Genomic DNA, 14733 nt, shown 5'->3' with positions numbered 1-14733 from the left:
TGATTTACTGAACCACAAACCCAGTAAAGAACACATCGTCAATCCCTTCCATGCCAGACTTATCTTTCAATATCCCCTGTATCTCTTTTAATACCTGGCTGCGCAGTCTTTCCTTGCCTTCTCGGGTATTAACCTCTTCATCACCGATACCACTAAATAAAATACCCAGATTATTACGTATAACCGGACTATGTATTTTCAGATTTTCAATGGCCTCAGGGTCAGTAGAAACCACTTCAATAGCGATCTGGATAAATCGAGAGCGTTTTTTCAATGTGATATTAGAGACAAAAGCGGGTTCGAGTTTAAAATAGATCGCGGCATGGCTCTCTTCATCCGTATGAGCTTCCTCCTGTGGAGTATCGTCGCCACCCATTTTGACGATTCCGGTCATAAAAAGAGCACCAACCCCACCTAATATAAGAACAATCAGCACGATCAAAATAATGACAATAAGGTTGCCACCTTTTTTCTTTTTCTCGCCCTCTTCTGGCGCATTTGTCTCTTCTTCAGCCACTTTGCTCACTCCACTCGTTAAAAATAAAATATATGTAGAGGCCAAGCAAAATTCACGCCTGTTTTTTCTATATCATTTTTATTCGGCTAGATCAGGCTCATGAGAGCTTTGTAGTTGAGTGAGATGACAAAAATTTGACTTGTTACTGAATGAAGCAAGAGATGAGCTGTCGGAAAAATGACGGGAATATAGAGTTAAGGTAGTGGGTTAAATCTGAGTATCTGCATGAATATCTAAGTTAAACTCCACTTTATTAATCAACAGTCCAATGACAACATCTGCATTTCGTCTTTTTTTGAAAAGCAGATTGTTCAGCGAAACATGAAACCGACTACTGGCCTTTTTTATCTGCTCTAGGTTTAATGACCTTTTTCCTGATAATATTTCAGACACCACGCCTTGGCTTCCTATTTCTTTTAAAAAGGAGTTTGAGCCGCCGCCAATTTGAAACGATACAAGCACAGCTTGTTACAGGATAGATCCGTCCAAAATGGCCAATTGACGACTAAATAGGCATCGAGGAACGGTTTTTGACTAACCTCACCCTCACACACACGGTGACGGTCAGCAATAAAACCTGAAAGAGGGATTCAAGGTCTCTTGGAGTCATGATGCCCCCTACCTGGAAATTTAGGCTATAGAGCACACTTCCACAACATCTTCAAAACCATTAAACTCTGCATTTTCACCACAGACTTTACAGTCAGGGTTGCGTTTGAGTTTCAGTGTCATAAAGCTGCTTTCAAGTGCATCGTAATAAAGCATCTTCCCGACCAGTGGCGTTCCCATGCCAAGTAAAATTTTCAGTGCCTCAGTCGCTTCTAGTAAACCAATCGTTCCAGGTAATACTCCAAGCACACCTGATTGTGCACATGAAGGCGCCAGATCATCCGAGGGCATTTTTGGAAACAGGCAACGATAGCAAGGCCCCTCTCCAGACTCATGATCCGGCCAAAAAACGGTTACCTGCCCCTCAAAACGGTAAACAGCCCCATGAACATTTGGAATTTTTAAGTATGCGCATGCATCACTGACCAAATAACGTGTCGCCAAATTATCAGAGCCATCAATAACTACATCATATTTTGAAAAAATTTCTTCAACATTACTGCTATCGAGGCGAGCTTCATAAGTTACGATATTAACAGTAGGATTCAGATTTTCCAGAGTCTCTTTTGCTGAAGCGACCTTCGGGGTACCAATGCGTGACTCTGTATGCACCACCTGGCGCTGTAAGTTGCTGCGATCAACAACATCATGATCTATGATACCTAATGTGCCAACACCAGCAGCGGCCAGATAAAGAGAAGCTGGAGAGCCGATACCGCCCGCCCCGATCAACAATACCTTGCTATCCATCAACTTTAGCTGGCCAGCTTCACCAATTCCAGGAACCAACAGGTGGCGTGAATAACGCTCACGTGCGTCTTTATCAAGTGTACGAGGCACTTCAAAATTTAGCCCCTCATTTTTCCAGCCATTAAATCCACCCGCAATAGAGCATACATTTTCATATCCCATATTTTTCAAATTTTCTGCTGCAAACAGCGAGCGCACTCCTCCTGCACACATCACAAGCAGTGGCTGTGCTAAATCGGTCACAGACTCTTCAATTCGAAGTTCTAAAAACCCCCGACCTAATCGCGCAGCACCCACAGGGCTTCCTTGTGCTATTTCATCCGCCTCACGAACATCAATTAATACGGCTCCATCTTGCTGCATTTCAAACGCTTTCAACGGGGCTATTTCAGGAATTTTTAATTTTATTTCAGCTAACCGGCGATTTTTTTCTTTCATTGTTTCCTTCTTTTAAAGTATGATTTAAACATTCAGCTTCATTTTTGAAGCCAGATTATAGCTATTATAGCGTGAATTATGGACTTGTGGCTGCTATAGCTTCCACACCGAAACAACTGATTTTTTCAAAGTATTCAAAAGTCTCATCTTCACAATATTTTCGTCGATACACTGTCTATCACCTAATATCAACAACTCAGGAGACAGAGATTTGCATCATACTTCAACGCCATTCCCCCTAAGAATAATTGCTATCATCTTGCTTTTATTGGCGAACTATAGCTATGCAAATACCCCTGCATCACAACATACCAAGCAGCAAAGCACTTTTTTAGAGGCAGAACGCGCTCTGGAAAAAGGTAATCTCGATCGGTTTAATACGCTTATAAAAAATCTGCAAAACTATCCGCTTTACCCTGATTTACTCTACAAATCAATGCAGCGCCGCATCAGTCATCTTTCCCAATCAGATATTGATTCATTTGCACACGCTTTTCCCGGAACACTCGCAAATAAACGCCTACAACAAGCCTGGCTCAAAAATTTAGCAAGGAACAAGTTGTGGAAAGCTTATCTTAAAAACTGGAAACCCACAAAAAATATAGCCCTGCAATGTCACCACCTCAATGCACTTTTCAACACAAATCAACAACAAAAAGCATTTGAAAAATCAGAGCCGCTTTGGCTTGTTGGCTATTCGCAAAACAATGCATGTAGCCGTGTGTTTACCGCATGGGAAAAAAACGGGGGTATTAATAGCACGTTGATCTGGAAGCGCATCAAATTGGCGATGAAAAACGGCAACTTGTCTTTGGCCAGTCATTTAGCAAAAAAACTGAACAAAACAGATCAACACTGGGTCTCGCTCTGGAAGCAAACCTATAAAAACCCATTATTTGTACTCGACAAGAAAAAATTCCGCCTCAATCACCTAGTCAAAAGTGAAATTTTTGTTAATGCCATCGAAAAAACCAGTAAAAAAAATGGTGAACATGCAGCAACTCTTTGGAAAAAACTCTCGGTAAATTACCGGTTCAGCCCAGATGAACAAGCTCGAATTAAACGAACCATCGCCATGGCTCATGTCGTCAACCATCACCCAAGTGCTCTGAAATGGCTTGCTGATATACCTGAAACTCATGTAGATAAAGAAATACGAGACTGGCGAATCAGGATGGCACTACGAAATGAAAACTGGAGTGGCGTACGTTTCTGGATCCAGCAACTTCCTGCCAATGAAAAAAATAGTGAACGGTGGCGCTACTGGCTTGCTCGTGCTTTAGAAGCGACGGGTAACAATGACCTGGCAAAAAAGCAGTATGAAATAACAGCCACCTCCCGAGATTTTTATGGTTTTTTAGCCGCTGATAAAATTGGCGTGCCCTACCAGTTCAGTGACTATCCACTCATATTTCCCAAATCCGAATATAAAACCATAGAACATATTTCCGGCTTTAAAGAAGCTCGGGAATATTATCAGCTGAATCGCCTGATTGAAGCACGAAACCACTGGTGGTTCATGTCCAGAAAAATGGATCAAAAATTATTAAAGCGTGCCGCAAAAGTCGCACAGAACTGGGGGTGGCATCATACTGCTATTTTCACCTTGGCAAAAACAGACTACAGAGATGATCTGAATTTACGTTTTCCAGTCAGTTTTGAAAAAAAGGTAGCAGAAGAAGCAGAAAAACATAACCTGGACAGCGCTTGGGTTTATGCCATTATTCGTCGAGAAAGTGCCTTTAATATTGAGGCTCGCTCCAGAAGTGGTGCATTAGGCCTCATGCAACTCATGCCCAAAACTGGAAAATATATTGCTAACATTCAAAATACCCGATTGAAAAGTAAAAAAGAGCTTCTGAATGCCAATCTTAATATCCAGCTAGGGACTGCTTATATGAAATATGTGCTGGATAAACTTGACGGCAATGCTGTGCTCGCTATTGCCGCTTATAATGCAGGCCCTAATCGAATTAAAAACTGGATACCTGAACATAAGTCCGTGCCTGCTGATATCTGGCTAGAAACATTACCTATACGGGAAACACGAAAATATCTACGTGCTGTCTTAGCCTATACTGCTGTTTATGAAAAACTATTAGGACATACTCAAACTCGGCTCAGTGACCGTATGCCCCCTATCCAGTCTGAAAAGATGGCACTTGCCATGTTGCAAAAAAATGGAAAGCAGACTATACGTCCGAATCTGTGAAAAACTCATAGGCCAAGGCACTGTTGAATATACAATAATTCAGAGATCACACATTGCACTATTACCGATTTATTTTAAATATAGCCTGTTTTATCATCACTCTGTTTTTTATAGCAGGTTGCAGTAGCAGTAATAGCGATATTTTGGTATCCACACAACTCAATATTCAAGCATCACTCCCCAAGGGAGGCAGCACAGCCAGCGGCCAACCTATCAAGTCATTTAAAACAAAAGGAGAGCTTAGCGCTTATATTCGCATCAATGGGCTTGAACCTGCGGGGGATCAATTTCGAAAAATGGTAATGGTAGAGGACAAAGCCATATATCCAACCCAGAATATTCAACCTGGCACTTATTCAATTGATATTGAATTTAGATATCAAACGGAAGAGTACGGCAGCGTCACACTGCTTGCAGTCACCAAAACCGTCACAATCAGTGAAGGTGGCACGACTCTTAATTTTAATGAAGAGTCCTATCAGGATCAATATCTTGATGATGATAAGGATAGTGCCTCAAACTACTATGAACTCAGACTCGGTTCAAACCCTAGAGATGAAGATAAAATAGACCCTGAAACGATCGCTTTTCCTGCCGGGGGAGATTCAGGTGGGTATTGGGGACAACAGTCAGTCGTGCTTGATTGTACTGACCTTGGTGGATCAGGGTGCGATAAAACCTATTACACGACCGATAAAAGCGACCCCAAAACAAGTCCAACTCGAACAGAATATCAAGACAATATTCTGATTACAGAAACAACCACGCTGACCTTTTATTCCATAGATAGGGCTGAAAATGAAGAAACCCCATCCAAAAAAGCAGAGTACATCATTAATAACGAGAGTAACCCACCCACTACAATACTCACGCCACCACCAGGCACCTTCAATCGTCTGGTTAAGGTCTCAAAAGACTGTATAGATCAAGGAGGCTCAGGCTGTGGTGACATGTATTATACAAAAGATGGCAGTGATCCAAAAGTAGAAACAAACCCAAGTCGAATAAAGTACTCCACGACGATCACAATTGCAGATACGACCATCCTGAAGTTTTACTCTGTAGATAAAGCAGGAAATGAAGAAGCCACTCAAGAAGTAGAGTATAAAATCGCCATTACAGCCGCACTGAGCCGTAGCATCAAATCACCCACAAAACCCCACATCGTAGCAGAAACATACTCTGCAAACCTCGGTAACACCGAAGCCTCTTTTTCAGTCGTTCACCCATCGGGAAGCTTTGCCTATCGTATTGAAAATAACAAAGTATTAGGCTTTCAATTAAAGCCAGCATCCACGACTCCAATACTTGAGCTTACCACTCCACACCCACCCACAAGCATAGCTCTGCACCCAACTGGAGAGTTTGCTTACATCGCATCAAACAATAGAGGTTCAAGCAGAGTCACTGCTTTCGAAATCAACAAAAAAACTGGGGACTGGAACAAAGTAGCCGCACCTGTTTATCACCTGTCCATTAATGCAGAAGTTATCACTATCACACCTGATGGTCATTTTTTATACCTTTTAAGTGATCAAAATATCATGACTTACAACATCAACCCTAAAACTGGAGAGATCACTGAATCAGCCAATCAACACACGGTATTAACCTCAATACCCAGTGCAGCACTCATCAGCCAATCAGGTGAACAACTTTATATTCGGTATCAAGCACTGGATATGATAGAAAAATATACAATAGATAGTCAAACAGGTGCATTGGATGGCCCTATCAAACAACTACCTGTTAATAGCAAAACAACTCCAAAAACCATGCTGATTCTAGGTCAAAATTTCTATCTTATTGATACCCACTATCCACTATTCACAAAAACCGTGGGTAACTATGTGGAAATTTTCTGGTAAACAGCCCTTAAGCACAACAATCACGCATTTCTATACAAAATTATTAAAAAATAGCCTCTCTCCAAGAATTTATCATCAAGCCTATTATAAAAAATTGTTATGATGTGATTTTTCAAAATACCTTAACCACTATTCATGCTTACTTTTAACGAAGTCACCCTGCGCCGTGGCAGTGAACCTTTATTCGAACACGCCTCCTTTCGTATTCATGCAACAGATAAAGTCGGCCTCACCGGTGCCAATGGCACGGGGAAATCCAGCCTGTTTGCATTAATCATGGGAAAATTAAGCGTTGACTCGGGTGACTTTTCACTGCCCCAAAAATGGGTGATTTCTCATGTTGCCCAGGAAACACCCGCCGTTGATATTGCTGCGATTGATTATGTGATGGATGGTGATAAAGAACTGCGTCATATTCAGCATGAAATCAGTCAGGCAGAGCAAAGCAGTGACGGCTCACGCCAGGCAACACTGCTCCACCAACTTGAAGCCGTTGATGGTTATACGGCTCGGACCCGTGCCGCTCAACTTATGAATGGTTTAGGCTTTACAACAGCGCAAGAAGAGAACCCCGTTTCATCATTTTCCGGGGGCTGGCGAATGCGCCTGAATTTAGCTCAAGCATTAATGTGTCGCTCAGACTTGTTGCTTCTTGATGAGCCCACCAATCACCTGGATCTTGATGCCGTACTCTGGCTTGAAGAGTGGCTCAGGCGTTACCCCGGCACTATGCTTTTGATTTCGCATGACCGCGACTTTCTTGACCGCTGCATCAATCATGTTGCCCATATCGAACATCAAAAAATCACACTCTATCGCGGAAACTATTCAAGCTTCGAACGCCGTCGCGCTGAAAGCCTGGCTCAACAACAATCAGCCTTTGTCAAACAACAACGAGAAATTGCCCATATTCGAAGTTATGTGGATCGTTTTCGCGCTCAGGCCACCAAAGCACGTCAAGCCCAAAGCCGTCTAAAAGCACTGGAACGCATGGAAGAGATTGCACCGGCACATGTTGATTCACCTTTTCACTTTGCTTTTTCCAAACCGGAGCAAGTTCCCAACCCACTGCTTCAACTTCATGAAGCCACGGCATCGTATGGTGATAAAATCATTATAAAAGAGGCTGATTTCAATCTGGTTCCGGGGGATCGCATCGGCCTGCTCGGCCCCAATGGCGCAGGAAAATCAACCCTCATCAAATTATTGGTCGGGGATATGAAGCCCTCATCAGGTCGATATAAAGCAGCAGATCAATTAAAAATTGGTTATTTTGCACAACATCAGCTCGAACAACTCCATGATGATGATTCTCCCATCGAACACTTGCAACCACTAAATCCAACCGCAACTGAGCAATCATTAAAAAACTTTCTCGGTGGATTTGGTTTCAGTGGTGAAAAAGCGCTCTCCCCCGTTGCGCCTTTTTCTGGGGGTGAAAAGGCGCGGCTTGTACTCGCACTGCTGGTTTACCAAAAACCAAATTTGTTACTGCTTGATGAGCCCACCAACCATCTTGACCTTGAAATGCGCCATGCACTCACACTGGCTCTGCAAACTTATGAAGGTGCAATGGTGATTATCTCTCATGATCGCCATCTGCTAAGAACAGTAACCGACCAACTTTTTATTGTTTGTGATGGCCATGTAGAGTCCTTTGATGGTGACCTGGATGATTACAGACAATGGCTTGCCAATCGAAAAACAACAATGGCTGAGCAGTCAAAAAACAGTTTACCTGAACAAAACAACACCATTAATCGCAAAGAGCAGCGTAAACAAGAGGCTGAAAAACGTAAACAACTTCAACCTTTACGCAATAAACTAAAAAAACTGGAAAAATCACTGGAAAGTCTTGAACAGGAAAAAAATGATATTGAGCAGCAACTCTCTTCCCCAGCTATTTACGAAGAAAAAAATAAACAACAACTTAAAGAGCTGCTACTATCTCAGAGCAAAATAAAAGAAGCACTCGAAGAAACTGAAGAAGCCTGGATGGAAGTGAGTGAAACTTTAAGTTCCGCCGAGCCCTCCCCAGAGTCGTAAATAATTGCAGTCGTTATACAGACTCAGGCGAGTAATTTTTTTAAACTTTCCATATAAGCAGTCTCATCAGGCGCAACATTCTCCCGCTGAGCTTTCCATATCATCTCAGACAAACACTCCATCATGGCATGCTCGGCATCGTGTGCACTGCCTTTTTTATTCGCTAGTTGTTGATGTAAATCAGTCATTCCAAAAGGTCGATTACTGCTGATCTGCTCCTGCAGAGCGATATGCATACTGACATGCAAAAAAGGATTGGTCTCCCCCATTTCTGGTAGATAATCACGCTCTTTTGATGCTTCACTATTTTCAAATAGTTTGTGATATTCAGGGTGCTGTGCAATCACGCCACCAATCACGGTTTCCATTGGATCCATGACTTCTGCCGCACAATGTTTACGCCATACCTCACACATAAACTGGCGCATTTTTCCGCGATCTTGTGTGTAAAACATCAATAATCACCCTTCCTATCCAATAATTTTTTTCTTGAACTCACATAAATCTTCGATAATACAAGCAGAGCAACGCGGTTTTCTTGCCACACAGACGTAACGACCATGCAGAATCAACCAGTGGTGTGCGTCTAATAAAAACTCTTTTGGAATAAACTTGAGTAGCTTCTTTTCAACTTCCAGTACATTTTTACCTGGTGCAATGCGTGTACGATTGGACACACGAAAAATATGGGTATCTACCGCCATCGTCGGTTGACCAAATGCAGTATTCAAAATGACGTTGGCTGTTTTTCTGCCAACACCTGGCAGTGCTTCAAGCGCTTCTCGCGTCTCGGGCACTTCACCCTGATATTTTTCAATCAGCATCGCACAGGTTTTAATAATATTCGCCGCTTTACTATTAAACAGGCCTATCGTTTTAATATATTGTTTTAACTTTTCTTCACCCAGATCAAAGATAGCTTGGGCTGTATTGGCAACAGGATAAAGTATATCTGTCGCTTTATTCACACTCTTATCTGTTGCTTGTGCTGACAATATCACAGCAATTAATAACTCAAAAGACGTCACATAATTCAATTCAGTGGTTGGATTAGGATTATCCGTTTTTAACCGACTAAAAATTTCATAACGCTTTTGTCTGTTCATGTGGCTGAACTAGAAGCACTCGTCTGCCTTAATTCAATTGGCACCTTGATACCTTTGCACTTTTTGCGTGAATCCATATAGTTTTTAATCGCAATCATCAACCCCAAACCAATGAAAGCACCTGGGGGTAAAATTGCCAATAAAAAACCACGATAATCATCAATGATCGTGAGGGTCATCCACCCTCCAAACTCACCAAACATCAAATGAGCTTGATCAAACAGTGTGCCTTGTCCCAATATTTCGCGTGCTCCGCCTAACACAACAAGAATAACCAGAAAACCAAATCCCATACTGAGCGCATCAATCAATGAAAGTTTGACCCCATTTTTTGAAGCAAACGCCTCTGCACGACCCAAAATCGCACAGTTCGTCACAATCAATGGAATAAAAATTCCCAAGACTTTAAACAGGTCGTAAAAAAAAGCACTCATGGCTAATTCGATCGCCGTCACTGCGGATGCAATCACCAATATAAAAACAGGAATACGAATTTCAGGACGAACTTGATTGCGAATCAGTGAAACAACCACATTAGAAATCACCAATGTCAGCAGTGTTGCCAAGCCTAATCCTAAGCCATTAATTGCCGTTGAAGTCACCGCCAGCAATGGACATAGCCCCAGTAACTGCACCAAAGCAATATTGTTATTCCAGAGGCCATCCTGAGTAATTTTTCTGTAGCTCATACTATTGTTCATCTTGTGTTTCATCTGATATGGCAAACAGTGCATCACGGTTTACGACAAAGTATTGCAGTGATTGATAAACTGCTTTTACGATGGCACGCGGCGTGATGGTCGCCCCCGTAAACTGATCAAACTCTCCGCCATCTTTTTTTACTCGCCAACGACTTCCGCTAAGACTATCCAGTGAGTGGTTATTAAATGTGGTAATCCAGTCCGACCGTTCAATCTCAATATCATCACCCAAACCAGGTGTTTCACGATGCGCGACAACCCGCACGCCCCCCAACGATCCATCAAAACGAATTGCGATCAATAACTTAATATTTCCGTTATAACCATCCTGTGCGATGGGTGTCAGCACAACGGCCACCGGTGCTCCATTACGCCGAGCTCGGTAGGCAACCACTGGATTAGGGGTACCCAAAAGCTTGGGTGAAATCACTGTGATCGTATCGTTAAAAATATCATTATCAAATGTTGACTCCGGGACAATTGCAGTCAAGCTGCGCATTAAAAATTCACGCTCATTTTCAGCTGTTTTTTCATACGTTCCAATATAGGTGATCGCCACAAGCGCCGTACCAATCACTGCGGCGAGCCCTAACAATCCCCCAGCACGTAACATATATTGAATCATTTTTTGCGATGCCCAAATACACGTGGTTGATAATAGTGATCAATCGTCGGTGCCACCATATTCATCAGCAATACGGCAAATGCAATCCCCTCAGGATAGCCTCCCCAGGTACGAATTACATAGGCCAAAACACCAATTCCTGCACCAAATATCACTCGTCCAAGTGGTGTTGTTGGCGCTGTTACGGGATCAGTCGCAATAAAAAATGCAGCAAAAATCGCAGCACCACTCATAATATGAAATAACGGCGAAGCATAATGTTCGGAATCAATCCCGTAAAAAACAGCTGCAATGATAAACAGAGCACCCAATAATCCAGCAGGCACATGCCAGGTAATCACTTTTTTATAGATCAACCAGGCTCCACCAACCAATATTGCCAGATTAATCCACTCCCAGCCCACACCGCCCATGAGTCCAAATACAGGGTGGCTGCTCAGTGACTCTGCCACTGTATGCTCAAGACGCAGTTCGGATTTAAGCATATCAAGTGGTGTCGCCATGGTCAGCGCATCTAACTGCAAGCCATTAACGATCTGCCCCGTAAAAATTACTGAAAAACTATCCACAAAAGATAAGTTGTAATCAACCAGTGTGAGTGGTGCTGACCAACCCGTCATCTCCAGTGGAAATGAAATGAGCAACATCACATACCCCACCATCGCGGGATTAAACGGATTAAAACCTAAACCACCATAAAGATGCTTGGCAATAATAATCGCAAAGGCAACGCCGAGCATCGTTAACCACCAAGGCATCAGAGGAGGTAATGCCATTGCCAACAGTGTTGCAGTCACGATGGCGCTTCCATCGGTCAAAAACAGTTTAATGGGACGTTGGCGCAATTTCAGCATCAATGCTTCACAGCAGAGGGCAGTCACGACAGCTAGAAGAATATTGATCACAATGCCCCAGCCAAAAAACCAGACATAAGCAATAAGAGCCGGCACGAGTGCATATAAAATACGCATCATCATTTGCGTCAGATTCTGACCTGAATGAGTTTGTGGCGAAGACCTGATATTAAAATTAATCATTTTTCTTCTCTGATTTCTTCGCTTTAGCACGAGCAATCGCAGCTCTCATTTCAGCTTTCTTTTGCTGACTCACAGCCATTTCTTTTTCAGGTTGGACTTGTTTTTTAGCCTCTTTTTTAGCTTTAGCACGTTCAATCGCGGCTTTGATTGCAGCCTTTTTATCATCGCTTACTCCACCTTCACCTGCGGCATCAGACTTTGCCTTTTTAGCTGCTAGTACCGCTTTTTTCTTGGCCAGTCGTGCAGCCCGTTCTGCTTTTTCCCGGTCAAGACGCGCCTGGCGAGCTTCATGACGAATACGCGCCTGATCCGCTTTTTTCTGATCTCGTTCTTTGGCTGCAATTTCAGTTTTTGAGAAACGAAAATACTGCACCAATGGAATATGACTCGGGCAAACATACGAGCAACAGCCACACTCAATGCAGTCAAACAAATTAATATTTTGTGCCTTATCAAACTCTTTCGAACGCGCAAACCAATAGAGTTGTTGTGGCAGCAGTGATACTGGGCAAACGTCTGCACAAGTTCCACAACGTATACAAGGCATCGCTGGTTGACTGGGCGACAAATCATAGTCTGTCGCGGCCAAAATACAATTAGTTGTTTTAATCACTGGAACACTGTGTTGATGCAGTTCAAAACCCATCATCGGCCCACCCATAACAAGACGAGTCATCGCCGCTGTTATACCTCCACACTGATCCAGCAGCTCACTCACAGGCGTACCAAAAAGCACCTCCAGATTATGTGGCTGTGCCACGCCCCCTCCCGTCACGGTCACATAACGTGAAACAAGTGGCGTACATTCATTCACGGCGTGATGCACTGCAGCGGCTGTACTGACATTTTGTATGACAATACCAATATTCAATGGCAAACCGTCATGCGGGACTTCTTTATCTGTAACCACCTGTATCAACTGTTTTTCACCTCCCGCAGGATACAGGGTCGGTACTTGCACCACTTCAATATCTTCATTGTGCAACTGCGCTTTCAAGATCTGAAATGCTTCAGGCTTATTATCTTCAACTGCAATTACAACATGTTTTGCTTTAAGTGCATGACGCAAAACTTTGATACCGCTAATAATTTCTTCTGGATTCGTGCGCATCAAAAGATCATCACAAGTAATAAAAGGCTCACACTCTGCGCCGTTTAAAATCAACGTATCAATCTGACAGTCCTGGCCGGGATTCAATTTTATAAACGAAGGGAAGCCTGCACCACCTAAACCCACAATGCCTGCATTACGAATCAAATTACGTAAGTGACTGGGATCCATTGACAAATAATCTTCTGCATCTGGGCGTTCAACCCAGCGGTCTTCGCCATCCGTTTCAATCACGATACAAGGTGCAGATGCACCCGATGGATGCGGAATCGCATGATCTTCAATCGCGACAACTTTTCCAGAGCTTGAAGCATGAATCGAGGCACTCACATAACCACTGGCCTGAGCAATCACCTGACCTTTAAGCACCGAATCACCCACGGCAATGACCGGTTCAGCTGATGTTCCGATATGCTGGTGCAGTGGAAGGTATAAACGATCAGGCAGGCAGGCTTTACGTACAGGTTGCCCTGTCGTCAATGACTTACGATCAGGCAGGTGAACACCACCACGAAACTTAGAGAGAATACGATTGATCATGAGCGTCTCTCTCCATCCGCTTCTGGCTCTGGCCACTTCCACTCTAAATAAGGTGTTTCAACCTCAATCATTTTAATACAATCAACCGGACACGGCTCCACACATAACACACACCCCGTACACTCACTTTCAATCACGGTATGCATCTGTTTCGCCGCACCTAAAATAGCATCAACGGGGCATGCCTGAATGCATAAAGTGCATCCAATACAGGCCTCTTCATCAATCACAGCCAGCATCGGTGGCTTGACTTCCCCCATTTCAGCATTCAGTGGTTTTGCTTCCCTGTTCAGGAGTTCAGCCAAGGCGACAATCGTATCGTTTCCACCCGGGGGACACTGATTAATATCCGCCTCATTATTAGCAATCGCCTGTGCATAAGGGCGGCATCCGGGGTAACTGCATTGGCCACATTGCGTTTGTGGTAAAAGCTTGTCGATTTGATCGACAATGGGATCGCCTTCCACCTTAAAGCGAACGGCGGAAAATCCCAGCAACAAGCCAAAAAAAACGGCTAACAGACCCAGAGCAATGATGGCCGTCAACATCGGTTAACCCTTCACCAAGCCAGAAAAACCCATAAATGCCATCGACATTAAGCCTGCTGTAATCAATGCAATCGCCGCCCCTTTAAAAGGCACGGGCACATCCGCCACTTCAACTCGTTCGCGCATCGCAGCAAACAGAATCAACACCAATGAAAATCCAACCGCAGCGCCAAAACCATAAACCAATGATTCCATAAAATTATGCTGCTCTTGAATATTAAGTAGTGCCACACCCAGAACGGCACAGTTTGTGGTAATCAATGGCAAAAAAATCCCAAGAACTTTATAGAGCAGTGGGCTGGTTTTATGCACCACCATTTCAGTAAATTGCACCACCACCGCAATCACAAGAATGAATGCAATTGTTCGCAGATAACTCAAACCCAATGGATCCAGCAAATAAAAATTAACCAGGTAACTACAAACCGAGGAGAGCGTCAGAACAAACGTTGTCGCCAGCGACATACCCACCGCCGTATCTAGTTTACGGGAAACGCCCATAAACGGGCATAGCCCAAGAAACTGGACTAAAACAAAGTTATTAACCAGTACGGTACTTACAATAATCAGCAGGTATTCAGTCATCATACACCCTGTAAATTATACTGCTACAGGAATGACAGGT

The 14733-nt window shown here is 43.3% G+C and carries 13 protein-coding genes and 1 pseudogene; 3 read left to right on the top strand and 11 right to left on the bottom strand.

Annotated features, from left to right (window positions below; translation table 11 throughout):
- Positions 1–4: 4 nt before the first annotated feature.
- From L3J70_00510 to moeB, 3 genes and pseudogenes are all read right to left on the bottom strand, one after another.
- Complete coding sequence (locus L3J70_00510) at positions 5–517, bottom strand: flagellar basal body-associated FliL family protein (GenBank protein ID MCF6234854.1); 513 nt, start codon at positions 515–517, stop codon at positions 5–7.
- A gap of 315 nt (positions 518–832) precedes the next feature.
- Positions 833–937, bottom strand: a pseudogene (locus tag L3J70_00505) (transcriptional regulator).
- A gap of 210 nt (positions 938–1147) precedes the next feature.
- Positions 1148–2314, bottom strand: coding sequence for a molybdopterin-synthase adenylyltransferase MoeB (gene moeB / locus L3J70_00500; GenBank protein MCF6234853.1), 1167 nt, complete (start codon positions 2312–2314; stop codon positions 1148–1150).
- A 211-nt stretch (positions 2315–2525) separates the two neighbouring features.
- Here moeB and L3J70_00495 point away from each other — a divergent pair, with 211 nt between their 5' ends.
- The 3 genes from L3J70_00495 to L3J70_00485 all read left to right on the top strand — a co-directional run bounded on the left by L3J70_00495 (position 2526) and on the right by L3J70_00485 (position 8440).
- Positions 2526–4526, top strand: coding sequence for a transglycosylase SLT domain-containing protein (locus L3J70_00495; protein MCF6234852.1), 2001 nt, complete (start codon positions 2526–2528; stop codon positions 4524–4526).
- Positions 4527–4579: 53 nt separating this feature from the next.
- The gene (locus L3J70_00490) at positions 4580–6394 is read left to right on the top strand and encodes a lactonase family protein (protein MCF6234851.1); all 1815 of its coding nucleotides are present in this window, start codon (positions 4580–4582) and stop codon (positions 6392–6394) included.
- 135 nt (positions 6395–6529) lie between these two features.
- On the top strand, positions 6530–8440 hold the full coding sequence (locus tag L3J70_00485) for an ATP-binding cassette domain-containing protein (GenBank protein ID MCF6234850.1): 1911 nt from the start codon (positions 6530–6532) through the stop codon (positions 8438–8440).
- Positions 8441–8463: 23 nt separating this feature from the next.
- On the opposite strand, the gene L3J70_00480 is transcribed toward L3J70_00485, so the two are convergent.
- Genes L3J70_00480 through rsxA form a run of 8 tightly spaced genes read right to left on the bottom strand, consistent with a single transcriptional unit; the run spans position 8464 to position 14693 of the window.
- On the bottom strand, positions 8464–8895 hold the full coding sequence (locus L3J70_00480; protein ID MCF6234849.1) for a DUF1841 family protein: 432 nt from the start codon (positions 8893–8895) through the stop codon (positions 8464–8466).
- A 15-nt stretch (positions 8896–8910) separates the two neighbouring features.
- On the bottom strand, positions 8911–9546 hold the full coding sequence (gene nth, locus L3J70_00475; GenBank protein MCF6234848.1) for an endonuclease III: 636 nt from the start codon (positions 9544–9546) through the stop codon (positions 8911–8913).
- The gene (locus L3J70_00470) at positions 9543–10247 is read right to left on the bottom strand and encodes an electron transport complex subunit E (GenBank protein ID MCF6234847.1); all 705 of its coding nucleotides are present in this window, start codon (positions 10245–10247) and stop codon (positions 9543–9545) included. The genes nth and L3J70_00470 overlap by 4 nt, the downstream gene beginning before the upstream one ends.
- Complete coding sequence (rsxG, locus tag L3J70_00465; protein ID MCF6234846.1) at positions 10237–10872, bottom strand: electron transport complex subunit RsxG; 636 nt, start codon at positions 10870–10872, stop codon at positions 10237–10239. Before rsxG ends, L3J70_00470 begins: the two co-directional genes overlap by 11 nt.
- Positions 10869–11909, bottom strand: coding sequence for an electron transport complex subunit RsxD (gene rsxD, locus L3J70_00460; GenBank protein MCF6234845.1), 1041 nt, complete (start codon positions 11907–11909; stop codon positions 10869–10871). The genes rsxG and rsxD overlap by 4 nt, the downstream gene beginning before the upstream one ends.
- The gene (gene rsxC, locus L3J70_00455) at positions 11902–13560 is read right to left on the bottom strand and encodes an electron transport complex subunit RsxC (GenBank protein ID MCF6234844.1); all 1659 of its coding nucleotides are present in this window, start codon (positions 13558–13560) and stop codon (positions 11902–11904) included. The genes rsxD and rsxC overlap by 8 nt, the downstream gene beginning before the upstream one ends.
- The gene (gene rsxB / locus L3J70_00450) at positions 13557–14108 is read right to left on the bottom strand and encodes an electron transport complex subunit RsxB (protein MCF6234843.1); all 552 of its coding nucleotides are present in this window, start codon (positions 14106–14108) and stop codon (positions 13557–13559) included. Before rsxB ends, rsxC begins: the two co-directional genes overlap by 4 nt.
- A 3-nt stretch (positions 14109–14111) precedes the next feature.
- Positions 14112–14693, bottom strand: a complete 582-nt coding sequence (gene rsxA / locus L3J70_00445; GenBank protein ID MCF6234842.1) for an electron transport complex subunit RsxA — start codon at positions 14691–14693, stop codon at positions 14112–14114.
- Positions 14694–14733: the final 40 nt, after the last annotated feature.

It is taken from the genome of Gammaproteobacteria bacterium, assembly GCA_021648145.1.
Lineage (GTDB): Bacteria > Pseudomonadota > Gammaproteobacteria > JAADGQ01 > JAADGQ01 > S141-38.
The sequence above is the reverse complement of the archived record's forward strand: the minus strand, read 5'-3'. Positions and strand labels throughout refer to the sequence as shown.

Bases quoted from the DNA above. Each gene is read 5' to 3' on its own strand.
- moeB (MCF6234853.1), bottom strand. From the start codon at position 2,314: ATGAAAGAAAAAAATCGCCGGTTAGCTGAAATAAAATTAAAAATTCCT.
- L3J70_00480 (MCF6234849.1), bottom strand. From the start codon at position 8,895: ATGTTTTACACACAAGATCGCGGAAAAATGCGCCAGTTTATGTGTGAG.
- rsxA (MCF6234842.1), bottom strand. From the start codon at position 14,693: ATGACTGAATACCTGCTGATTATTGTAAGTACCGTACTGGTTAATAAC.
- rsxG (MCF6234846.1), bottom strand. From the start codon at position 10,872: ATGATTCAATATATGTTACGTGCTGGGGGATTGTTAGGGCTCGCCGCA.
- rsxC (MCF6234844.1), bottom strand. From the start codon at position 13,560: ATGATCAATCGTATTCTCTCTAAGTTTCGTGGTGGTGTTCACCTGCCT.
- L3J70_00470 (MCF6234847.1), bottom strand. From the start codon at position 10,247: ATGAACAATAGTATGAGCTACAGAAAAATTACTCAGGATGGCCTCTGG.
- rsxB (MCF6234843.1), bottom strand. From the start codon at position 14,108: ATGTTGACGGCCATCATTGCTCTGGGTCTGTTAGCCGTTTTTTTTGGC.
- rsxD (MCF6234845.1), bottom strand. From the start codon at position 11,909: ATGATTAATTTTAATATCAGGTCTTCGCCACAAACTCATTCAGGTCAG.
- L3J70_00485 (MCF6234850.1), top strand. From the start codon at position 6,530: ATGCTTACTTTTAACGAAGTCACCCTGCGCCGTGGCAGTGAACCTTTA.
- nth (MCF6234848.1), bottom strand. From the start codon at position 9,546: ATGAACAGACAAAAGCGTTATGAAATTTTTAGTCGGTTAAAAACGGAT.